Source organism: Mesorhizobium ciceri WSM4083, assembly GCF_000519305.1.
Classification (GTDB): domain Bacteria; phylum Pseudomonadota; class Alphaproteobacteria; order Rhizobiales; family Rhizobiaceae; genus Mesorhizobium; species Mesorhizobium ciceri_B.
Genome location: NZ_JAFG01000007.1, coordinates 239526 through 260285, shown reverse-complemented (window position 1 = coordinate 260285; position 20760 = coordinate 239526). Strand labels below are relative to the sequence as shown.

General features: G+C 64.4%; 21 protein-coding genes. 7 read left to right on the top strand and 14 right to left on the bottom strand.

Features of this window, described 5'->3' with window-relative positions; translation table 11 throughout:
• Positions 1–345: 345 nt before the first annotated feature.
• Genes MESCI2_RS0117885 through phnG form a run of 8 tightly spaced genes read right to left on the bottom strand, consistent with a single transcriptional unit; the run spans position 346 to position 6010 of the window.
• Complete coding sequence (locus MESCI2_RS0117885; protein ID WP_027037777.1) at positions 346–963, bottom strand: DapH/DapD/GlmU-related protein; 618 nt, start codon at positions 961–963, stop codon at positions 346–348.
• A complete protein-coding gene (gene phnL, locus MESCI2_RS0117880; RefSeq protein ID WP_027037776.1) occupies positions 960–1667 on the bottom strand; it encodes a phosphonate C-P lyase system protein PhnL in 708 nt (235 codons plus the stop codon). Before phnL ends, MESCI2_RS0117885 begins: the two co-directional genes overlap by 4 nt.
• Before the next feature lie 2 nt (positions 1668–1669).
• On the bottom strand, positions 1670–2446 hold the full coding sequence (phnK, locus tag MESCI2_RS0117875; protein WP_023760811.1) for a phosphonate C-P lyase system protein PhnK: 777 nt from the start codon (positions 2444–2446) through the stop codon (positions 1670–1672).
• Positions 2443–3411 carry an alpha-D-ribose 1-methylphosphonate 5-phosphate C-P-lyase PhnJ gene (locus tag MESCI2_RS01000000134840; protein ID WP_430981666.1) on the bottom strand — a complete coding sequence of 323 codons (969 nt, stop codon included), beginning with the start codon at positions 3409–3411 and terminating at the stop codon, positions 2443–2445. Before MESCI2_RS01000000134840 ends, phnK begins: the two co-directional genes overlap by 4 nt.
• Positions 3408–3827, bottom strand: a complete 420-nt coding sequence (fosX, locus tag MESCI2_RS0117865; RefSeq protein ID WP_027037775.1) for a FosX/FosE/FosI family fosfomycin resistance hydrolase — start codon at positions 3825–3827, stop codon at positions 3408–3410. The genes MESCI2_RS01000000134840 and fosX overlap by 4 nt, the downstream gene beginning before the upstream one ends.
• On the bottom strand, positions 3824–4936 hold the full coding sequence (locus tag MESCI2_RS0117860; RefSeq protein ID WP_027037774.1) for a carbon-phosphorus lyase complex subunit PhnI: 1113 nt from the start codon (positions 4934–4936) through the stop codon (positions 3824–3826). Before MESCI2_RS0117860 ends, fosX begins: the two co-directional genes overlap by 4 nt.
• A 1-nt stretch (position 4937) precedes the next feature.
• Positions 4938–5549, bottom strand: coding sequence for a phosphonate C-P lyase system protein PhnH (phnH, locus tag MESCI2_RS0117855; protein ID WP_027037773.1), 612 nt, complete (start codon positions 5547–5549; stop codon positions 4938–4940).
• Complete coding sequence (phnG, locus tag MESCI2_RS0117850; protein WP_027037772.1) at positions 5549–6010, bottom strand: phosphonate C-P lyase system protein PhnG; 462 nt, start codon at positions 6008–6010, stop codon at positions 5549–5551. The genes phnH and phnG overlap by 1 nt, the downstream gene beginning before the upstream one ends.
• A 133-nt stretch (positions 6011–6143) precedes the next feature.
• Here phnG and phnF point away from each other — a divergent pair, with 133 nt between their 5' ends.
• On the top strand, positions 6144–6893 hold the full coding sequence (gene phnF / locus MESCI2_RS0117845; protein ID WP_027037771.1) for a phosphonate metabolism transcriptional regulator PhnF: 750 nt from the start codon (positions 6144–6146) through the stop codon (positions 6891–6893).
• A gap of 14 nt (positions 6894–6907) precedes the next feature.
• Here the strand turns inward: phnF and MESCI2_RS0117840 are convergent, their stop codons facing one another.
• The 6 genes from MESCI2_RS0117840 to MESCI2_RS0117815 form a co-directional block, all read right to left on the bottom strand.
• Positions 6908–7924, bottom strand: a complete 1017-nt coding sequence (locus MESCI2_RS0117840) for a zinc-binding alcohol dehydrogenase family protein (RefSeq protein WP_027037770.1) — start codon at positions 7922–7924, stop codon at positions 6908–6910.
• 66 nt (positions 7925–7990) lie between these two features.
• Entirely contained in the window at positions 7991–8956 is a 966-nt protein-coding gene (locus MESCI2_RS0117835) for an ABC transporter permease (protein ID WP_027037769.1), read from the bottom strand.
• On the bottom strand, positions 8953–10506 hold the full coding sequence (locus tag MESCI2_RS0117830; protein WP_027037768.1) for a sugar ABC transporter ATP-binding protein: 1554 nt from the start codon (positions 10504–10506) through the stop codon (positions 8953–8955). Before MESCI2_RS0117830 ends, MESCI2_RS0117835 begins: the two co-directional genes overlap by 4 nt.
• Before the next feature lie 155 nt (positions 10507–10661).
• Positions 10662–11654, bottom strand: a complete 993-nt coding sequence (locus MESCI2_RS0117825) for an ABC transporter substrate-binding protein (protein WP_027037767.1) — start codon at positions 11652–11654, stop codon at positions 10662–10664.
• Positions 11655–11954: 300 nt separating this feature from the next.
• Positions 11955–12953, bottom strand: coding sequence for an aldo/keto reductase (locus MESCI2_RS0117820; protein WP_027037766.1), 999 nt, complete (start codon positions 12951–12953; stop codon positions 11955–11957).
• A 60-nt stretch (positions 12954–13013) separates the two neighbouring features.
• Positions 13014–14519: a UxaA family hydrolase gene (locus MESCI2_RS0117815; protein ID WP_027037765.1), complete on the bottom strand. Its 1506-nt coding sequence runs from the start codon at positions 14517–14519 to the stop codon at positions 13014–13016.
• A gap of 228 nt (positions 14520–14747) precedes the next feature.
• Between MESCI2_RS0117815 and MESCI2_RS0117810 the strand changes: the two genes are divergently transcribed.
• The 6 genes from MESCI2_RS0117810 (at position 14748) to gndA (ending at position 20757) form a co-directional block, all read left to right on the top strand.
• The gene (locus MESCI2_RS0117810; protein WP_027037764.1) at positions 14748–15650 is read left to right on the top strand and encodes a GntR family transcriptional regulator; all 903 of its coding nucleotides are present in this window, start codon (positions 14748–14750) and stop codon (positions 15648–15650) included.
• A 197-nt stretch (positions 15651–15847) separates the two neighbouring features.
• Positions 15848–16204, top strand: coding sequence for a DUF2946 family protein (locus MESCI2_RS0117805; RefSeq protein WP_027037763.1), 357 nt, complete (start codon positions 15848–15850; stop codon positions 16202–16204).
• Positions 16205–16301: 97 nt separating this feature from the next.
• On the top strand, positions 16302–16841 hold the full coding sequence (locus tag MESCI2_RS0117800) for a copper chaperone PCu(A)C (protein ID WP_027037762.1): 540 nt from the start codon (positions 16302–16304) through the stop codon (positions 16839–16841).
• Positions 16842–16882: 41 nt separating this feature from the next.
• Positions 16883–17401: a YcnI family copper-binding membrane protein gene (locus tag MESCI2_RS0117795; RefSeq protein ID WP_027037761.1), complete on the top strand. Its 519-nt coding sequence runs from the start codon at positions 16883–16885 to the stop codon at positions 17399–17401.
• A gap of 53 nt (positions 17402–17454) precedes the next feature.
• Positions 17455–19095, top strand: coding sequence for a copper resistance CopC/CopD family protein (locus MESCI2_RS0117790; protein WP_027037760.1), 1641 nt, complete (start codon positions 17455–17457; stop codon positions 19093–19095).
• A gap of 234 nt (positions 19096–19329) precedes the next feature.
• On the top strand, positions 19330–20757 hold the full coding sequence (gndA, locus tag MESCI2_RS0117785) for an NADP-dependent phosphogluconate dehydrogenase (RefSeq protein ID WP_027037759.1): 1428 nt from the start codon (positions 19330–19332) through the stop codon (positions 20755–20757).
• Positions 20758–20760 lie beyond the last annotated feature (3 nt).

The window sequence follows — 20760 nt, the reverse complement described above, 5'->3', positions numbered from 1 at the left end:
GCACTCGCCTAGCGCAGCCACATGAACCTGCCGTGTCGCGGTGATGTCAGTTTTGTTACGCTCCACAGGCCGGAGACTGCGGCCGGCCAGGATCAGCAGTCGAAGGTGATGTGGAATGCAGGCCTGGCGAGCTGGCGCCGGTGGCGAGACGGCACCACTTGATGCGCACGTACTCGCCCGTCGCGCGCTGGCAATGGCGAGGCCGTCCTTCAGGCGTTCCAGACAAGGGCCGTCATGGCGCCGATGCTGGTGTCGAGAGGCACGTCACGCGGATAGTAGGGGCCGGGGCAGTTTGTGATAGTGCCCCGCTGCCCAGCGTCAGTGACCGCCCAGTCCTGGACGTCGCTATCCGCCATATTTTTCCAGGAACGCCTCGGCCTCAAGCTCCCGGAAATCATCCAACGCGGCCCGCAGCCTTGCGTGGTCCCAGTCCCACCAGGCGAGCGCCTGGTAGCGTTCGGCCGTGCGACGGTCGAAGCGCTCGCGGATCGGCTTTGCCGGCACGCCGGCGACGATGGTGTAAGGCGCGACATCTTTCGAGACGACAGCACCGGCGCCGACCGCGGCGCCATCGCCGACAGTGACGCCGGGCAGGATGGTCGAGCCGTGACCGAGCCAGGTATCGTGGCCGATGGTGACGCGTTTGGCGCGGCGCTGGGCGAAGAACTCTGTCTCGTGCTCGGCATCGTCCCAATAATCCGAGGCGCGATAGGTGAAGTGATGCAGCGTCGGCCGCCAGGTCGGGTGGTTGGTGGCGTTGATGCGCACGCTGGCCGCGATGTTGGCGAACTTGCCGATCGTCGCGCACCAGACCGAGCAGTCCTGCATCATGTAGGAATAGTCGCCAAGTTCGCTTTCCGAGACCCGGCTGCGGTCGGCGACCTCGGTCCAGCGGCCGAGCATCGAGTTCTGCACCTCCGCTGTCGGGTGGACCAGCGGTGTCTCGGACAATTTCCTGGTCATGCGGCGATTTTTCCGGGCGCGAAAGCGGTGACGTCGATGATGCGGTCGGCAACCGCCTCGCGTACGTCGTGGTCATGGAAGATGCCGAGCAGCGCGACACCGGCCGCCTTCTTGGCGGCGATGAGTTCGATCACGACATCGCGGTTCCTGGCATCGAGCGAAGCTGTCGGCTCGTCGAGCAGCAGGATCGGGTGCTCGGTGATGAAGCCGCGTGCGATGTTGACGCGCTGCTGCTCGCCGCCGGAGAAGGTCGCAGGCGGCAATGCCCAGAGTTTCTCCGGCAGGTTAAGCTGCGCCAGCAAGGCGCGTGCCTTGCCGCGGGCAATCTCGCGATCCTCGCCGCGCTCGACCAGCGGTTCGGCGACGACGTCGAGCGCCGAGACGCGCGGAACGGTGCGCAGGAACTGGCTGACATAGCCGATCGTTTGCCGGCGCACGGCAAGAACGGTGCGCGGGCTTGCGGTAGCGAGGTCGATCAGCCCGTCATCGTGCGTGACGATGATCTGGCCTTCGTCGACGGCGTAGTTGCCGTAGAGCATCTTCAGGATCGAGCTCTTGCCGGCACCGGACGGGCCGCCGAGCACGGTGCATTCGCCGGCCCTGATCGAGAACGAGACGCCGGCGATAACAGGCAGCTTGATGCCGTCGCGCAGATGCATGGTGAAGCTCTTGGCGACGTCGGAGACAACGAGGGGCGTCGGCATGGTTACACCTGAAGTATCGAGGAAACGAGGAGCTGCGTGTAAGGCGCGCGCGGGTCGTCGAGCACGCGGTCGGTGAGACCGCTTTCGACGACGCGACCGTCCTTCATCACCATCATGCGCTGCGACAGAAGCCGCGCCACGGCAAGGTCGTGGGTGACGACGATGGCCGCCAGACCAAGATCGGTGACCAGACCGCGCAGCAGGTCGAGCAGGCGCGCCTGGACCGAGACGTCTAGGCCGCCGGTCGGTTCGTCCATGAACACCAGGCGCGGGCCGGTGACGAGGTTGCGGGCAATCTGCAGGCGCTGGCGCATGCCGCCTGAAAAGGCGCGCGGCTCGTCGTCGATGCGGTCCTCGTCGATCTCGACGCGTGACAGCCAGTCGACGGCGGTGGCGCGGATCTTGCCATAGTGGCGGTCGCCGACAGCCATCAGCCGCTCGCCGACATTGGCGCCGGCCGAGACCGTCATGCGCAGGCCGTCGGCCGGGTTCTGGTGGACAAAACCCCAGTCGGTACGCATCAGGAAGCGGCGCTCTGCCTCGCTCATGCGGTAGAGTTCACGGAACTGGCCGTCGCGCATGCGGTAGCTGGCAGTGCCGGAACTCGGCAGCAGCCGCGTCGACAGGCAGTTGAGCAATGTCGTCTTGCCGGAGCCGGACTCGCCCACGACAGCCAGGACTTCGCCCGGCCACAGGTCGAAGGAGACGTTGTCGCAGCCGACGCGCGAGCCGTAGAACTTGGACAGCGCGGAAACGCGCAGCAGCGGTTCGTCGGTCATTGCTTCTCCTTACCCTCCTCCTTGTGGGGAGGGTCGGCGCGCAGCGCCGGGGTGGGGGTTGAGTGGGGCGTAGATTGGTCAAGACCCCCACCCGCGCCTTCGGCGCGACCTCCCCACAAGGGGGAGGTAGGGGCGTTGCGCCGCTTCTCGCAATGGTCGGTGTCGGAGCAGACGAACATGTGGCCGCCATGGTCGTCGAGGATGACCTCGTCGAGATAGACATTCTCGGCCGCGCACAGCGCGCAGGGCTGGTCGAAGGTCTGGACCTCGAACGGATGATCCTCGAAGTCGAGGCTGACCACTTCGGTGAACGGCGGCACCGCATAGATGCGCTTTTCGCGGCCGGCGCCGAACAGCTGCAGCGCCGGCGAGCGATGCATCTTGGGATTGTCGAATTTCGGCGTTGGCGAGGGGTCCATCACATAGCGGCCCTCGACCTTGACCGGGTAGGCATAGGTGGTGGCGATGCGGCCGTGCTTGGCGATGTCCTCGTAGAGCTTGACGTGCATGAGGCCGTATTCCTCCAGCGCATGCATTTTGCGCGTTTCGGTCTCGCGCGGCTCGAGGAAGCGCAGGGGTTCGGGGATCGGCACCTGATAGACCAGCACCTGGCCCGTCTTCAGCGGATGCTCGGGAATGCGGTGACGGGTCTGGATGATGGTGGCGCTGGCGGTATCGGTGGTGACAGCGACATTGGCGACCTTCTTGAAGAAGGCACGGATCGACACCGCGTTGGTGGTGTCGTCGGCGCCCTGGTCGATGACCTTCAGCACATCGTCCGGGCCGATGATCGAAGCGGTGACCTGGACGCCGCCAGTGCCCCAGCCATAGGGCATCGGCATTTCGCGCGAAGCGAACGGCACCTGGTAGTCGGGGATGGCGATGCCCTTGAGGATCGCCCGGCGGATCATCCTTTTGGTCTGCTCGTCGAGATAGGCGAAGTTGTAGGTGGCGATGTCAGTCATTGTGCGACTTCCAGTCCCTTGGCGTAGCGCGCCAGCCGCTCAGCGAGCGTGCCGGTGTGCAATTCGAACATGTGGTTGTCGTCGTCGTAGAAGTAGATCGAGCGGCCTTCGCCCTCGACGCGCGGGCGGGGCGGGCGCATGTCGAGGCCGAGCTTGCCGATGCGCTCGGCGTAGCGATCGAAATCCGCATCATTGATCTTGAAGGCGATGTGGTTGTAGCTGCGCTCCGGCAAGGGCTCGCCCTCCATGATGGCGACCCAGATGTCGCCGATCAGGAAGAATTTTTCGCGCGACAGCGAGAACTGCTCGGTATCGCTGGCATAGACTTCGCGTGCGTCGAATACGCTCTTCAGGATTTTAGTCATCCGCTCGAGATCGCGGACGATGAAGGTCATGTGGGAAAGGCCTTCGATCATTCCGCGGCCTCCCGCTTCTCGTCGCCCTTCGGCGGGTTTTCGCGCGCGTCGTGCTCGGCGCGCATGCGGCGCACGAGGTCGAGTTCGGCCTGGAAATCGACATAGTGCGGCAGCTTCAGATGCTCGACGAAGCCGGTCGCCTGGACATTGTCGGAGTGTGAGATGACGAACTCCTCGTCCTGGGCCGCGGCGACGACATCCTCGCCGAGCTCCTTCGCGCGCAGCGCCCGGTCGCAGAGCGCCATGGCCATCGCCTTGCGCTCGCTCTGGCCAAAGACCAGGCCGTAGCCGCGGGTGAACTGCGGCGGCGCCTTGGCTGAGCCTTTGAACTGGTTGACCATCTGGCATTCGGTGACGCGGACAGTGCCAAGCGGGACAGCGAAGGGCAGTTCGGGCACGTCGAGCTCGAGCTCGACCTCGCCGATGCGGATCTCGCCGACGAAGGGATGGTTGCGGGCATAGCCGCGCTGGGTGGAATAGCCGAGCGCCAGCAGGAATCCCTCATCGCCGCGTGACAGCGCCTGAAGGCGGATGTCGCGCGCCATCGGGAATTCGAGCGGCTCGCGGGTGATGTCGCCGGGGACATGGTCCTGCGGCATGTCGCCGTCCGGTTCGATCAAGCCTTCGCGGGCGAGGATCGCCGAGACGCGCGGCATGGCTTGCGCTTCCGTCTCGCGCAGCAAGGGCTCGGCGACATCGGCGCCGGCGGCAAGCTCGGGATCGAGCAGCCGGTGGGTGTAGTCGAATGTCGGCCCGAGCAACTGACCGCCAGGCAGATCCTTGTAGGTCGCCGATACGCGCCGCTCGACCAGCATGTTGGCGGTGTCGATCGGCTTGGAGTAGCCGAAGCGCGGCAGCGTGGTGCGATAGGCGCGCACCAGGAAGATCGCCTCGATCATGTCGCCGCGCGCCTGGACGATTGCCAGTGCCGCCAGTTCACGGTCGTAGAGCGAGCCCTCGCTCATCACCCGGTCGACGCCGAGCGCCAGTTGCTCGACGATCTGGTCGAGACGAAGGGCGGGCACCGAACGGTCGCCACGCCGGCGGTCGGCCAGCAGGCTGTGGGCGTTGGCGATTGCGGCTTCGCCACCTTTTACCGCGACATACATCTTACGCCTCCATCGTCTTGATGCGCGTCGTGCGCGGCAGGCAGGCAATGCCATCAGCTGTGGCGAGGATGATGTCGACGCCGCGCGGAAAGCGCTTGATGTTCTGTTTCCACTGCTCGACGAAATGGCGCGGCATCTGCGCCGGCGCGATCGTGGCGCTGGTTTCGATGCCAGGACCTTCGAGCAATAGCGGCGTGCCGGAAACGAGATCGCCGACGTGCAGGATCAGCGTGGTCGAACGGTCGGGATAATCCTGCGTGCCTTGCGAAAAGCCATCGAGCGCCATCATCTCGGCAGGTGCTGCGATCAAGGCGAAATGCGCATCGGCCGGTGTGTTGGCCACCGGCGCGCCGGTATGGAACCCAAGCCAGGATCTGACCGTAGTGGAAGCTTGCAGGGCCGGGTCGAGCCAGAGCGGCGTGTCATTGTCGCAAAGTGCCAGCGCTATGGCGCCGGCGGTCGCCGAGAGCGGCGCCGGCGGGCGGGCGAGGGCCGGCAGCTTCTGCACGCTGCCTGGCCGCGCCATTGTGTCCATGACGGCGCGGAACACGGTCTGGGCATTGAAGACCGGATCGGCGAAACCGCCCTCGATCGATTGCGCTGCAATGTCCATCAGTCTTCTCCGCGAACCATGGTGAAGAAATCCACCTTCGTTGCCGCCGTCTCGGCGCGGCGTTTTTCATGCGCCGTGGTCAGGGCCGACCGCAGGGGCGCTATCAGTCCGGCCTCGACCTCGGTGCGGCGGGCAGGGTCCTGCCATAGCGCGTCGGCGATGGCCGCCAGCCTCGCTTTCTGCTTGTCGCGGCCAAGCGCATAGCAATGGCCGACCTGTCCGGTGGGCAGCCGGACCGTGGCGCGGGTGACGGTCGCCTCGCCGACATTGAAGGGCGCGCCGCCGCCGCCGATGCGGCCGCGCAGAGTGACCAGTCCGGTTTCGGGGCCGCGCAGCAGCTCGGCGTCCGAAGGCAGTCCGGCCTCATTCCAGAGCCGTACAATGTCATCGCCGCTGGATTGCGCAAGGGTTGCCATGGCGGCTTTGCGCTCGGCCTGGTCGCGGGCTTCCTGTCCTCGCATAAGCTATCGTCCTCGTGCTAAATTTGTCTATTGATATAGACAACTATACAAATTATACCTATTATCTAACGCGTGTCCATGACGGGTGGATGACAGCGATAGAAGACTGGGCGCTGGAAGGTTGGGAGCAATGATGGTCGGGCGGCTGGCAGCGGACAACATTGAGCGGCGCAGCGGCGTTTCGCTGTGGCGGCAGATTGCCGACAAGATCCTGCATGCGATCGCCATCGGCGATTTCACGGAGAATGCAGCGCTGCCGCCGGAAGTGACGCTGGCAGAGCGCTATGGCGTCAACCGCCACACGGTGCGTAGCGCCATATCAGCCCTTGTAAGGGAAGGCGTGCTGCGGGCCGAGCAGGGGCGCGGCACCTTCGTACTGTCGCGCAAGCGGCTGTCTTATCCGATCGGGGCGCGCACACGTTTTTCGACGGGGCTGCAGGGGCAGACGACGGAACGGCACATCGTCCTGCTCGCCTCGTCGGTCGAGCCGGCCAGCCAGCGCGTCGCCGAGGGCCTCGGCCTTGCCAGGGGAACCGATGTGATCCGGCTGGAAACGCGCGGCGAGGCCGACGGACGGCCGGTGTCGCGCGCTGCCGGCTGGTTCGAAGCCCGGCGCTTTGCCGGCATCGATGCCGCGATGGCGCAAACAGGGTCGATCACCGCATCGCTGGCGCGTTTCGGCATAGACGACTATCTCAGGCAATCGACCGTGCTGTCGGCGCGCCATGCCGATGCGGCGGACCTTGCCGACCTCGATCTGCAGCCGGGCGCCATCGTACTGGTCACGGTCGCCGTCAACGTCACGCCGGACGGCCAGCCGATCCAGTTTTCCGAGTCGCGCTTCCCGGCCGAACGGGTGGAGCTTAAACTGTCGGCACTGTAGGCGGACGCAGGTACCTATCCCACCTCGATCACAGCCTTGATCAGGCCCGATTTCTCATGTGCCCAACGAGCCAGATCGCGCGGTGTGCCGGCGAGGGTGGTGCGGTGGGTGACGAGCTTGGCCAGGGGAACGGCGCCGTTGCGGATCGAGGCGGCGACATGGTCGAAGTCGGCGCGCAGCGCGTTGCGGCTGCCGATCAGCGTCATCTCGCGCTTGTGAAATTCCGGATCGGAAAAGCTGATGTCGTCCTTGACGACGGAGACCAGCACCAGCGTTCCGCCATGCGCGACATGGGCGAAGGCCGACTGCACCGACTGGGTGTTGCCGGTGGCGTCGAAGACCACATCGAAGCCTTCGCCTGATGTCGCCTCCCTGACCAGATCGGGCACCGCGCCGCGCGACCCGTCGAGGGTCTGGAAACCAAGCTCATTTGCAGCGAAGGCGAGCCTTTCACTGCTCATGTCGAGCAGCGTCACGTCGAGTTCGGCGATGCGGGCGAAGATGGCGGTGCCGAGCCCGATCGGGCCGGCGCCGATGACCAGCGTGCGGGCGCCGGGGTCGGCGCGGGCGCGCCGCACGGCATGCGCGCCGATGGCCAGGAACTCGACGGCAGCGGCGTCGGCCAGCGACAGGCCGTTGGCCGGATAGAGATTTTGCGCCGGCACCAGGATGCGTTCGCACATGGCGCCGTCGCGATGCACGCCCAGCACCTCGATCCTGACGCAGCAATTCGGCTTGCCGTACCGGCAGGCGATGCACTTGCCACAGGAAAGATAGGGGTTGATGACCACGGGCTCACCAACGGCAAGATCGACGCCGTCGCCGGTCTCGACGATCGTTCCCGACACCTCATGGCCCATGATGCGGGGATAGGCGAGGAATGGGTGCTTGCCCTCGAAGATGTGGTAATCGGTGCCGCAGATGCCGACATGGCTGACCGCCACCAGCGCCCAGCCTGCAGGCGGTGCCTCTGGTGCGGGGCGGTCTTCCAGGACAAGATCGCCGGGCGAACGGCAGAGAACGGCTTTCATGCGCTAATCCAGTCATGAAATCGCCGGCCCGTTGGTGTGGCGGACCGGCGGTTGATTGCGGGGTCGCTACTTGCCGCGGCGGCGCAGGCCGTCGAAGTAGACGATGATGATGATCAGCGCGCCGGTGATGATGCGCTGCCAGAACGAATTGACGTTGAGCAGGTTGGCGCCGTTGTTGATGGTGGCCAGGATGAAGGCGCCGAGCAGCGGCCCATGCACCGAGCCGACGGCGCCGAACAGCGAGGTGCCGCCGATGACCGAAGACGCGATCGCCTGCAGCTCCCAGCCCTCGGCCTGCGTCGGGTTGCCGATGCCGATGCGGGCGGCCAGCAGCACGCCGACAAAGGCGGCGCACAGGCCCGACAGCGTGTAGGCCATGTAGATGGTGCGCTGGACATTGACGCCGGACAGGCGCGACGCCTCGGCGTTGGAGCCGACCGAAAACAGGTATCGGCCCCAGCGGCTGTGATGCAGGAAGATATAGGCCGGAATGCCGACCAGGATCACCATCCAGAACAGGTTGGGGATGCCGATGAAGGAATTGCGCGAGAAGGCGGTGAAGGTGTCGCTGTTGATGTTGATCGAATTGCCGTTGGTCATCAAAAGGCCGATGCCGCGCAGCGAGGTCAGCGTTGCCAGCGTGATGATGAAGGGCGGCAGGCCCATCTTGACGATGCCGAAGCCATGGAACATGCCGATGGCAACGCCGACCAGCAGCGTCACCAGAATGGCGAGCCAGATGGGGAAGCCGGCATTGATCATCATGGCCACGACCACGGTGGCGAAGCCGACCACGGCGCCGACCGACAGATCGATGCCGCCGGTGATGATGACGAAGGTCTGGCCGACCGCCATGATGGCGATCATCGAACCCTGGCGCAAGAGATTGGCTATGTTGTTGGCCGAGGCGAAGCTAGTCGTCGCCACGGAGAGGAGGATCCAGAGCAGAACCAGCAGCGCCAAAAGCGTCAGCCCAAACAGGACGTTGTAGTTGCGCTTCGGTTTTTCGACGGCGATCGCCTCGGTGCTCATATCTGTCCTCCCAGCTTTTCTTGTTTCTCGGCGAGCGCCTGAGTGAGAATATCCTCGTGGCTGGCGGCGTGAAAACCGTGCGTCGCCACCAGTTTGCCGCGCCGGAACACATGCAGCGTGTCGGCGAGTTCATAGACTTCCGGTAAATAGGACGAGATCAGGATGATGCCGGCTCCCTTTGACAGCAGCGCGCCGAACAGGCGGTAGATCTCGGCCTTGGTGCCGACATCGACGCCGACCGTCGGTTCGTCGAAGATGAACAGCTTGGCGCCGTGCGCCAGCCATTTGCCGATGACGATCTTCTGCTGATTGCCGCCCGACAGGCTGGATGCCAGCGCGCCGCGCGTCGGTGTCTTGATGCGCAGATCGGCGATCTGGCGATCGGCCTGCGCCTTCTCCTGCGCGCTGGAAATCAGCAGATTGTTCGAAATGCGCTTGTAGATCGGCAGGTTCAGGTTGAAGCCGACCGGCAGGTTGAGGCAGAGGCCCTGGTCGCGGCGGCTCTCCGGCGCCAGCGCCATGCCGAGCTTGATCGCGTCGTGTTCCGAATTGACCTGCACCTCCTTGCCTTCCCAGAGGATCTGGCCGGCGGATTTGCGGTGGCGGCCGTAAAGCGTGGTGACGAACTCGCTGCGTCCGGCGCCGATCAGGCCATAGAGTCCGACGATCTCGCCGGCGCGGACCGTCATCGAGACATTCTCGAAGCCCTTGCCGGACAGGTTCCTCGCCTCGATGATGGCGGCGCCCGGCGTGAAATGCTCCTTGTGATAGACCTGCTCGATCGAGCGGTTGATCATCATCTTGACCAGTTCGGCATCGTTGGTCTCTGCGATGTTTCTGGTGCCGACCAACGTGCCGTCGCGCAGCACGGAAACACGGTCGGCGAGCTCGAACACTTCCTCCATGCGATGGCTGATGTAGATGATCGTCACGCCTTCGCCCTTCAGCCGGCGGATCAGGGTGAAGAGCTGGTCGGCCTCCTTGCGGGTGAGGTAGGCGGTCGGCTCGTCGAAGATCAGGAATTTGGTGCCGCGCACGGTGGCGCGGGCGGCGGCTATCAGCTGCTGCTGGCCGATGGTCAGGTCGCCGAGCGTGACATGCGCCGGCAGGTCGAAGCCGAGATCGTCGATGATGGTCTGTGCCTGCCTGACCATGGCGCGCTGCTGCAGAATGCCGAAGCGCGAATTCTCCTCGCCGAGGAACATGTTGGCGGCGACCGTCAGGTGACGGCACAGCACGACTTCCTGGTGCACGGCATTGATGCCGAGCGCCATCGCCTCATGCGGTGTCGCCAGCGCGGCCGGCTGGCCCTCCCAGGCAATCTCTCCGGAGGTGCGCGGCATGACGCCGGTCAGAAGCTTGATGAGCGTGGATTTGCCGGCGCCGTTCTCACCGACGATGGCGTGTATCTCACCGGACTTGAAGGCAAGGTCGACCGGCTTCAGCGCGTGGGTGCCGGGATAGCGCTTCTCCAGCCCGCGCAATTCAAGGATGGTCCGTCCCGGTTCCAGCACAGGGGCCGGATGCAGTTCCTGCGCCGTCGATGTCATGACAATCCTCCCAGATTGGCCTCACGATTGGCACGCGGCGAGACAAGGATAAGTCTCGAAAACAGCCTAGCCTACGCTTATGGATTGCCAAGCCGTTTTTGCGGCAGCTTGTCTCCGGGGCGAGGTGCCCCGGAGATCATTGCGGATGCGACGGCTCAGAGCTTCGGATTGAGCAGTGCGTCGATCTTGGGGTCTTTCATGTTGTCCTTGGTCACCAGATTGGCGCCGGTGTCGACATTGGCTTCGACCTTCTCGCCCTTGGAGGCGGCGAGTGCGGTCTTGATGCCGTCATAGCCCATCCGGTACGGATCCTGGACGACGAGGGCGGAAATGACGCCGTCGTTGAGGAACTTGATCAGCTTCTCGTCGCTGTCGAAACCGACCAGCGCCAGCTTGCCGCCAAGGTTGTTTTCCGCGACGGCCTGGCCGACGCCCTGCGCCATGATCAGGTTGGAAGCGAAGATGCCCTTGAGGTTCGGGTTGGCGGTGATCAGGTCGGTGGCGATGTTGAGGCCGGTGGTGGCCTGGCCGTCGGCGTATTTGTCGGCAACCAGCTTGAGGCCCGGATATTTGGCGGCCAGCTGTTCGGTGAAGCCCTGCTTGCGCTGTTCGAGCGAGCCGGCGCCCGGTGCGTTGGTGATCAGGGCGACGTCGCCCTCGATCTTGCCGCCGTTGGCGGCGCCGATGGCGGCTGCGAGGCCGTCGGCAGCGACGCGGCCGCCCTGGACGTTGTCGGTGGTCAGGAACGAGGTGAAGGCCTTGGAGTCGGCGCCGGAGTCGATGCCGATGACCTTGACCTTGGCAGCGGCTTCATCGATCGGCTTCCCAAGCGCCTTGAACTCGGTCGGCGCAATGACGATGGCCGCCGGGTTGCTGGCAACGGCGTTCTCGAGGATCGAGACCTGGCCGTTGACGTCGGTTTCAGCCTGGGCACCGAGTTCCGGCACGTTGACGCCGAGATCCTTGCCGGCCTTGCGGGCGCCGGCCAGAACGATCTGCCAGTAGAAGGACGTGGTGTCCTTGACGATGATCGGAATGGTGACGTCCGCCGCCGAAACCGGCGCCGAATGCATGACGCCGGCGAGCATCGAAGCTGCTGCCAGCGCCATGACGGCGCGGCGGTTGAGAATGCTGGTCGCGAATTTCATGAGGTTTCCTCCCTAAAGTCGCCCGGTGAACGTTACGGAAGCTCCGTCCGGATAGGCGTGGCCCAAACAGAACTTTATCAATAAAAAACAGTTGCCATGTTTTGATAATGCATCGAACAGATCGATGCAAGCGGTGTTTGATCAGTCCTTGCGAGGTCTGGCAGAGACAGATCCATCGCGCTGCTCCCCATTGGCGCCGTCAGGCTTCCGTTCCGTTCTGGGAATGTATGGAATATTAATTCCACCAATTCGTCAATGTGGAATATTCATTCCTCCATATGGCCGCAAGAATACGAAGTTTCACGCCAGCTCCTGCACCAGCGTGTGGGGACGATATCTGGCGTATTCCGTCTCCGGCACTTCGATGTCGAGCAGTTCGAGGTTGCGCGTCAGATTCGCCAGCTTGGCGGTGCCGGTCAGCACGGTGGCGACGGCAGGTTCATGCAAGGGGAATTGGAACGCGGCGGCGGCGAGCGGATAGCCACCCTCGGCGGCGATCCTTTCCATAGCGCCGACGCGGTCGAGCACGTCATGGCTGGCAGGGCGGTAGTCGAAATGCGCGCCTTGCACCGGCCCGGTCGCCAGGATGCCGGAGTTGAACACGCCGCCAATGATCAGGGAGGTCTGCTGTGCCCGGCATAGGGGCAGCAACTCCGCTTCGGCGCTGCGGTCGAGCAGGGAATAGCGGCTGGCGAGCAGGATGCAGTCGAGCGGCGCCTCGCGCATTACGTCGAGACAGATCTGCACCTCGTTGACGCCAAGCCCATAGGCGGAAATGACCCCGGACCGTTTCAGCTCTTCGAGTGCCTTGAGGCCGCCGTCCATCAGATCGCGAAAGTGCAGCTTGGTCTTCTCGACACCATGGGTGTAGGCGCCGATGTCGTGGACAAACAGGATGTCTATCCTGTTTAGGCCAAGCCGCGCATAGCTGAACTCGACCGACCGCATGATGCCGTCATAGGAATAGTCGTAGTCGAGGGCGAAGGGCAGCGGATCGACATAGGAGTGGTCGGGAACCTGGTCTTCCGGCACCGGGCGGAACAGCCGGCCGACCTTGGTCGACAGCACATAGGAATCGCGCGGCTTGTAGCGCAGGAAGTCGCCGAAGCGGCGCTCCGACAGTCCGAAACCGTAGAAGGGTGCGGTGTCGAAATAGCGCAGGCCGGCATCCCAGGCGCCCTGCAGCGTCTCCATCGCCGCTTCGCGCGAACAGGCCCGGTAAAGACCGCCAAGTGCAGCGCCCCCGAAGCTGACCTCGGTGACTTCCAGCGCTGTCTGGCCGATGCGGCGCTTTTCCATACACAACCTCCCCGTTGCCCGCCACTGACCGGCGCGCAGTCTACTTTATATCAGTAAAATCTAAAGCGTTGCGCCGAGATGCCAGGGCACGAACTCGTTGTCGCCGTAGCCGAAGTCCTCGCTCTTGGTCTTGCGGCCGGAAGCCGTTTCGACGATCAGTTCGAAGATCTCGCGACCCATGCCGGCGATGGTCTTTTCACCCGAGGCGATGACGCCGCAATTGACGTCCATGTCCTCTTCCATCTGGTGGTACATGGTCGAGTTGGTGGCGACCTTGATCGACGGCGTCGGGCGGCAGCCGAAGCATGAGCCGCGGCCGGTGGTGAAGACGATGACGTTGGCGCCGCCCGCCACCTGGCCGGTCGCCGAAACCGGGTCGTAGCCGGGCGTGTCCATGAACACCAGGCCACTGCCGGTGACTTTTTCGGCGTAGCCGAAGACACCATTGAGCGGCGTCTGGCCGCCCTTGGCGACCGCGCCGAGCGACTTCTCCAGGATGGTGGTGAGGCCGCCGCGCTTGTTACCGGGCGAGGGATTGTTGTCGATCGAGGCGCCATGCTTGGCGACGTGATCCTCCCACCACTTCACGAAGCCGTCGAGCTTCTGCGCGATCTCCGGCGTTGCCGCGCGGTAGGCAAGCAGATGCTCGGCGCCGTAGATCTCCGTGGTCTCGGAGAGGATGCCGATGCCGCCGACGCCGGCCAGGATGTCGACGGCCGCGCCCAGCGCCGGATTGGCCGTGATGCCCGACATGCCGTCGGAGCCGCCGCATTGCAGCCCGACGACGATCTCGCTGACCGGGATCGGCTCACGCTTCAGCTGGCCGACTTCCTCGGCGATCTCGGCCAGCACGCCCATCGCTTTTTCCACCGATTTGCGCGAACCGCCGGCGTCCTGGATGTTGAAATGGCGTTTGCCGGCAGCGACGCCCTTCTGGCCGTAGAGGGTGAGCTGGTTGACCTCGCAGCCGAGGCCAACCATCAGCACGCCGCCGAAATTCGGGTGGCGGGCGTAGCCGGCGAGCGTACGGTGCAGCACCATCATGCCGTCGCCGGTGCCGCTCATGCCGCAGCCCTGGCCGTGCACGATGGGCACGAAGCCGTCGATGCCGGGATATTTCGGCAACAGCGTGCGGTTGGCGGTGTCGGCGATGGAATGGCAGACGGTGGCCGAGCAATTGACGCTGGCGACGATGCCGATGAAGTTGCGCGTGCCGGCGCGGCCATCGGCGCGGCGGTAGCCCATGAAGGTGCGGGCGCGGTCGGCCTCCGTCGCGTGCTCGGCCTCGCTCGGCGGCACGACCGGCAAGCGGCCGGATTCGAAAACCAGATTGTGCGAATGAACGTGCTCGCCGGCTGCGATGTCCTGTGTCGCGCGACCGATCGCCTGGGCGTATTTCACCACGGCCTCGCCGGCGGCGATCGGCTTGATCGCCACCTTGTGGCCGGGCTCGATCAGAACACTGGCGACGGCACCGCCCGGCAGCACGGTGCCGATCTCGATGCGGCCGTTAGCGACTGCGACATTGTCGGCGGGGGACAGAAGAATGCAGTTGGAGGCGTTCACGGGCGATTTCCTGGGTGATCCTGGGTTGCGCGGACGGATTGACACGCGTCTGTTTAGAGATAATGTCTTTTATCGTGAAAAAACAGTTTTGCGTCAATTGTTTTTTCGTGGGGAGTTCCGCATGTCTCCGGGTTGTTCCGGGAAGCAATTTCGCTTCTCAGAGCCATGCGAACGTCATATTGCGCTTCAAACCGTCCGCCGCAAGCGACGGCGTGCAACGGGTCAGGGATGTCGAAGAGCAACAACGTCTACAAGGATGCCTACAACCGCTGCCTGCGGCTGCTCGACGAAACGCGCAGCCTGCCTTCGGAGCCGGAACTGGGTACCTTGCTTGGCGTCAGCCGTACCACGGTGCGCACCATTCTGGCGCGGATGGAAGAGACTGGGCTGATCGCCTGGAACAAGCGCGCCAAGACGGTGCTGCGCGAGACGCGTCCCGATGATTTCTTCCCCGAGGAAGAGACCGACACGCTGGCCGAGATCATCGAACGGTCGTTCATGCGTCGGCTGCTCGCCGGCGGCGCCGAAGCCGGCATGCAGATCAACGAACTCGAACTGGCGCGTGAGATCGGCGTCGGCACCACCAGCGTGCGCGAGTTCCTGATCCGCTTCTCCCGCTTCGGCCTGATCGAGAAGCGCCGCAACAGTCACTGGGTGCTGAAGGGCTTTACGCGCGCCTTCGCGCTGGAGCTGACCGAAATCCGCGAGATGTTCGAACTGCGCTCGGCGGCCGCCTTTGCCGCTCTACCGCAGGACAGCGCGGTCTGGACCGATCTCGACCGCCTGGAAGACGAGCATCGCCAGTTGGCAGGTGACATAGCCGCCCGCTTCACCGAATTCTCCGAGCTCGACGAGCGCTTCCACCGGCTCATCCACCGAGCGTCGCGCAACCGCTTCATCGTCGATTTCTACGATGTCATCGCCATGATCTTCCACTACCATTACCAGTGGAACAAGGCGCAGGAACGCGAGCGCAACGAAGTCGCGATCGGTGAGCATCTGGTCTACATAGAGGCGCTGAAATCACGCGATCTCGGCAAGGTCGACGCCGCTTGCCGCAAGCACCTGAAATCGGCGCGCCAGACATTGCTGACCTCGATCCCGGAGAGCCGGTCGCTGCAAAAATCCTGAGCCGCATCGCGGCTCGGAGCCTTGTTTCATGCATGTCGTTGTCCCAAAACCGCTATACACTTTTGGGCGGCATGCATTGAGCCTGCCGCGTCGGCGCCGCGGCGATTTGGCGATTTTCCACCCGCCGGCCCCGTGCTAGGAATGTCGCATTGCTGCGAAGAGGCAGGGCTTTGAGCGTATCGAGGAGACGATGGAGCATGCCGGTCGCGCTTGTCGCGGCCTATCTGCTGTTGCTCCAGTCGACGCTTGGTGCATTCGCCTTCGGCGCCGGTCCCAATGCATCACAGCTCGACGCCTTCGGCAACGTCATCTGCACCCATGAGGGCGCAACCCAGCTTCCAGACGGCAACCAGCCGCCGTCCCATCTGCCGGCATGCTGCGTGCTCGGCTGCAGCATGGTTTCGGCGGCCTTTGCGCCGCCGCCCGGCGCTGGCCTGGCGTTGGGCAGCCTTTCCTTCAAAACGGTCGCCTTTGTCTTTCCGGCCGCCATCCATCTCGACTTTGCGCGTGAGCGCTCGCCGTCGAACCCGCGCGCGCCGCCGCTGACGGCCTGAGCCTGTTTGCCCGGCGGAACTTTTCGTGGGCGTACCCATCCAAAGATCAAACTGCTCGCGACCGGCAACGGCGCGACCTTCACTTCATGGAGCAACCATGTCCTATTTTTTCCCTGACGCCGCGCGTCCCATGCCCGGCGGCATTCTACGCGGCATCGAAGAGCGTGTCGGCATTGCCGTGCTGGCTCTTGCACTGCTGTTCACAGGCGCCCAGTCCGTCCTCGCGCATGAGTTCAAGGTTGGCGATCTCGAGATCGGCCACCCCTGGTCGCGCGCCACGCCGGCCGGCGCCAAGGTGGCCGGCGGTTATTTCACCATCACCAACAAGGGCAGTGCGCCGGACCGGCTGGTGTCGATTTCCTCCGATGTTTCCGAAAAGGCCGAGCTGCATGAGATGGGCGTCAAGGACGGTGTCATGACCATGCGGCCGGTTGCCGGCGGCCTGGAAATTCCGGCCGGCGGCAAGGTCGCCCTTGCGCCTGGCGGCTATCATTTGATGTTCATCGGCCTGAAGCGGCAACCCAAACAGGGCGAAAAGTTCTCCGCCACCCTGACCTTCGAAAAGGCCGGCGCTGTCAGCGTCGATTTCGCTGTCGAAGGCATGGGCGGTGGCGCCATGGACGATCACGCCAATTGACCGCGCCAGTTCGACAAATTTTGAAAATCCGAGGGACCAACATGAACAAGTATGTTTTGTCGGCCGGCGCACTTCTCGCGTTCGGAACCAGCGCCGCCTTCGCGCATATCACGTTCGAAACCCAGGAGGCGGCGGTCGGCTCGACCTACAAGGCCGTTTTGCGCGTGCCGCATGGCTGCGAAGGCAAGGCGACGACCGCCGTGCGCGTGCAGATTCCGGAAGGGGTGATCGCGGTGAAGCCGATGCCGAAGCCTGGCTGGACGCTGCAGACCAAGAAGGGCAAGTACGACAAATCCTACCAGCTCTATGGTCAGGCGGTTACCGAGGGGGTCAAGGAGGTCGACTGGAGCGGCGGCAGCCTGCCGGATGAATTCTATGACGAGTTCGTCTTCCGCGCGACGCTGACGGCGGATCTCCCCGTCGGCCAAAAACTTTACTTCCCGGTGGTTCAGGAATGCGACGGTGCGGCCGATCGCTGGATCGAGATTCCGGCAGCGGGACAGGATGAAGACGCGCTGGAAAACCCGGCACCCGGCATCAAGCTGCTGCCGAAGAAATGATCTCCCAGGCGGCGCGCCCTTGCGAGCGCGCCGCTCTTTTTCGTGGCGGTGACATGAGCACGACCTCCTTCCTGCAAACGGCTTCCATGACCGGCAAACGCGCCGGCCGGCTTGCCGCCGGCCTGTTGGCCGTGATCGTGTTTCTTGCCAGCCTTGCCGTGTCGGATCAGGCCTTTGCCCATGCCGCGCTGATCAAGACCGACCCGGCCGACGGCGCGGTGCTGGCACAGGGGCCGGCGCAGTTCTCGCTGACCTTCAGCGAGCCGGTCTCGCCTTTGGTGCTGACGCTGGTGAAGCCCGACGGCACGCCGGTTCCGCTAACGTCATTCCGGCTCGGCGACCAGACCGTCGAGATCGACAATCCGCAGCCGCTCAAGTCCGGCACGCATGTCTTGAGCTGGCGCGTCATCTCCGCAGACGGTCATCCGGTCGGCGGATCCCTGCTGTTTTCCATCGGCGCACCCAGCGCGCCGCCGGCCGTATCCGAAGCCGTCGACTGGCCGTTGCGGTCGGCTATCTGGGCGGGCAAGATCTTTCTCTACATCGGCCTTTTCCTCGGCGTTGGCGGCGCCTTCGCGCTTGCCTGGCTGGCCGGAAGTGGCCGCGCCGGGCAGCGCTTCGTCGCAGCCGCAATCCTGAGCGGGCTGGTCGCGGCATCCTTGTCGCTCGGTTTCCAGGGGCTTGATGCGCTTGGGGCGCCGCTCTCCCATCTGGCACAATCGGTCATCTGGCGGACCGGGCTCGGCACCAGTTTCGGCTGGACAGTACTGGTCGCGCTGATCGCGCTGGGGCTTGGCCTGCTGTCGCTGGCCGGTCCCCGCGCCACCGCCAAACCATTGGCGCTGGCCGGCGTGGCCGGGGTGGGGATTGCCCTTGCCGCCAGCGGCCATGCCAGTGCCGCCGAACCGCAGTGGCTGACGCGGCCGATGGTGTTCCTGCATGGGGTCTGCATCGCGTTGTGGGCCGGCGCATTGGTCCCACTCGGGCTTGCGCTGAAGGGGCAATCGGCGGAGGCCACGCCATTCCTGCGGCGGTTTTCTTGGGCGATCCTGCCCGTGGTGGCCGTGCTTGCCGCTGCCGGCATCGTGCTTGCCGTCATCCAGGTGCAGACACCCGCGGCATTGGTCGATACCGCCTATGGAAGGCTGCTGCTGATCAAACTCGGGCTGCTGGTCTTTCTGTTCACGCTCGCCGCCGTCAATCGCTGGAAACTTACGGCGTCGGCCGAGGCGGGATCGACGGAAGTTCAACGCAGGCTGGTCCGCTCGATCGGCGTCGAACTGCTGATCGTGTTGGCTATTTTCGGCGTTGCCGCGGGCTGGCGCTTCACACCGCCGCCACGAGCGCTCGCGATTGCGGCAGCGCAACCGGTGTCGGTCCATATCCACGCGCTGCAAGCGATGGCCGATCTCAGCATCACTCCCGGCCATGCCGGCCCGGTCGTTGCCTCGATGGTCATCATGAGCGGCGATTTCGGCCCGCTCGACGCCAAGGAGGTGACGCTTGTGCTGTCAAAACCCGATTCCGGCATCGAGCCGCTGAAGCGCGCTGCGAGCAAGCCCGGCGACGGCAGCTGGCGCGTCGACAACCTCGTCATCCCGCTGCCGGGCCGGTGGACGGTGCGCATCGACATACTGGTCTCGGATTTTCAGATGGTAAAGATCGAGGCGCCCGTCGACATCCGCGCCGAGTGATATTCAGGTGATGCCGGCCTGCGAACGGCGGCTTCCTGCGCTTCCGGTGCTCACGTACTTTAAGTACGCTCCGCTCCGGTTCTCGGAAACCACCATTCTCGACTCGGCCTGACCCGAATCTCACCCGCCGCGGCATCAACACAATTCGGCGAGGCGGTTGACGCAGCCCGAAAGGCCCGTCAATCATCGCGGCAAAACGCGATCTCAACAAAATCCGAAAGCAGGGAAGAAACGATGGAAAATGCCGAAATCGGCCTGATCGGCCTTGGCACGATGGGCTCCAACCTGGCGCTCAACATCGCCGAGCACGGGCATCGCATCGCCGTCTTCAACCGCACCAGGGCGCGCACCGACGCTTTCGTCGAGAATGCCGGCGCGCTTAGGGACATGGTCGTGCCCTGCTACAGCCTGGAAGAGCTTGCCGCCGCGATCCGGCCGCCGCGCCCGATCATCATCATGGTGCTGGCCGGCAAGCCGGTCGATGAACAGATAGCGGCTCTGCGCGGCGTGCTGTCGGCCAACGACATCGTCATCGACGCCGGCAACGCCAATTTCCGCGACACGATGCGGCGCTTCTCCGAGCTTTCCAGCTCGGACCTCACCTTCATCGGCATGGGCGTGTCCGGCGGCGAGGAGGGCGCGCGCCACGGGCCGTCGATCATGGTCGGCGGCACGGAGGACTCGTGGAAGCGCGTCGAGAAGGTGCTGACGGCGATCTCCGCCAAGTTCAAGGACGAACCCTGCGCGGCATGGCTCGGCACCGACGGCGCCGGGCATTTCGTCAAGACCATCCATAACGGCATCGAATATGCCGACATGCAGATGATCGCGGAGATCTACGGCATCCTGCGCGACGGCCTGGGCATGGGCCCGAAAGAGATCGGCACGGTGTTTGCCAACTGGAACAAGGGCCGGCTCAACTCCTACCTGATCGAGATCACCGCCAAGGTGTTGGCCGCTGACGATCCGAAGACCGGCAAGCCGGTGGTCGACATCATCCTCGACCGCGCCGGCCAGAAGGGCACCGGCAAATGGTCGGTCATCGAGGCGCAGCAACTCGGCATTCCGGCGACGGCGATCGAGGCGGCGGTGGCGGCGCGCGTTCTGTCGTCGATCAAGGACGAGCGGCTGGCGGCGGAAAAGGCCTATGGCAACATCGGTGTGACGAAGATTTCCGGTGACAAAGACGCCTTGCTGAAAGATCTGGAGCTGGCGCTGTTCGCCGGCAAGATCGCCGCCTACGCCCAAGGATTCGCGGTGATGAGCGGCGCCTCCAAGGAATTCAACTGGAACCTGCCGATGCCGACCATCGCCAGGATCTGGCGCGCCGGCTGCATCATCCGCTCGCAGATGCTCGACACCATGGCGGAAGCCTTCAGCAAAGGCGGCGCCTCGACCAACCTCCTGATGGCCCCGGCCTTCATCGCGCTGATGCAGGAAGCGCATCCGTCGCTGCGCCGCATCGTGGCGAGGGCTTCGGAGGCCGGCTCGCCGGTTCCGGCGCTGTCTTCCGCACTTGCCTATTTCGACAGCTACCGCCAGGGCCGCGGCACCTCGAACCTGATCCAGGCGCAGCGCGACTTCTTCGGCGCGCACGGCTTCGAGCGCATCGACGACAAGGGCGCTTTCCATGGGCCGTGGGGAAGCGGTGCGGCTGGCTAGCCC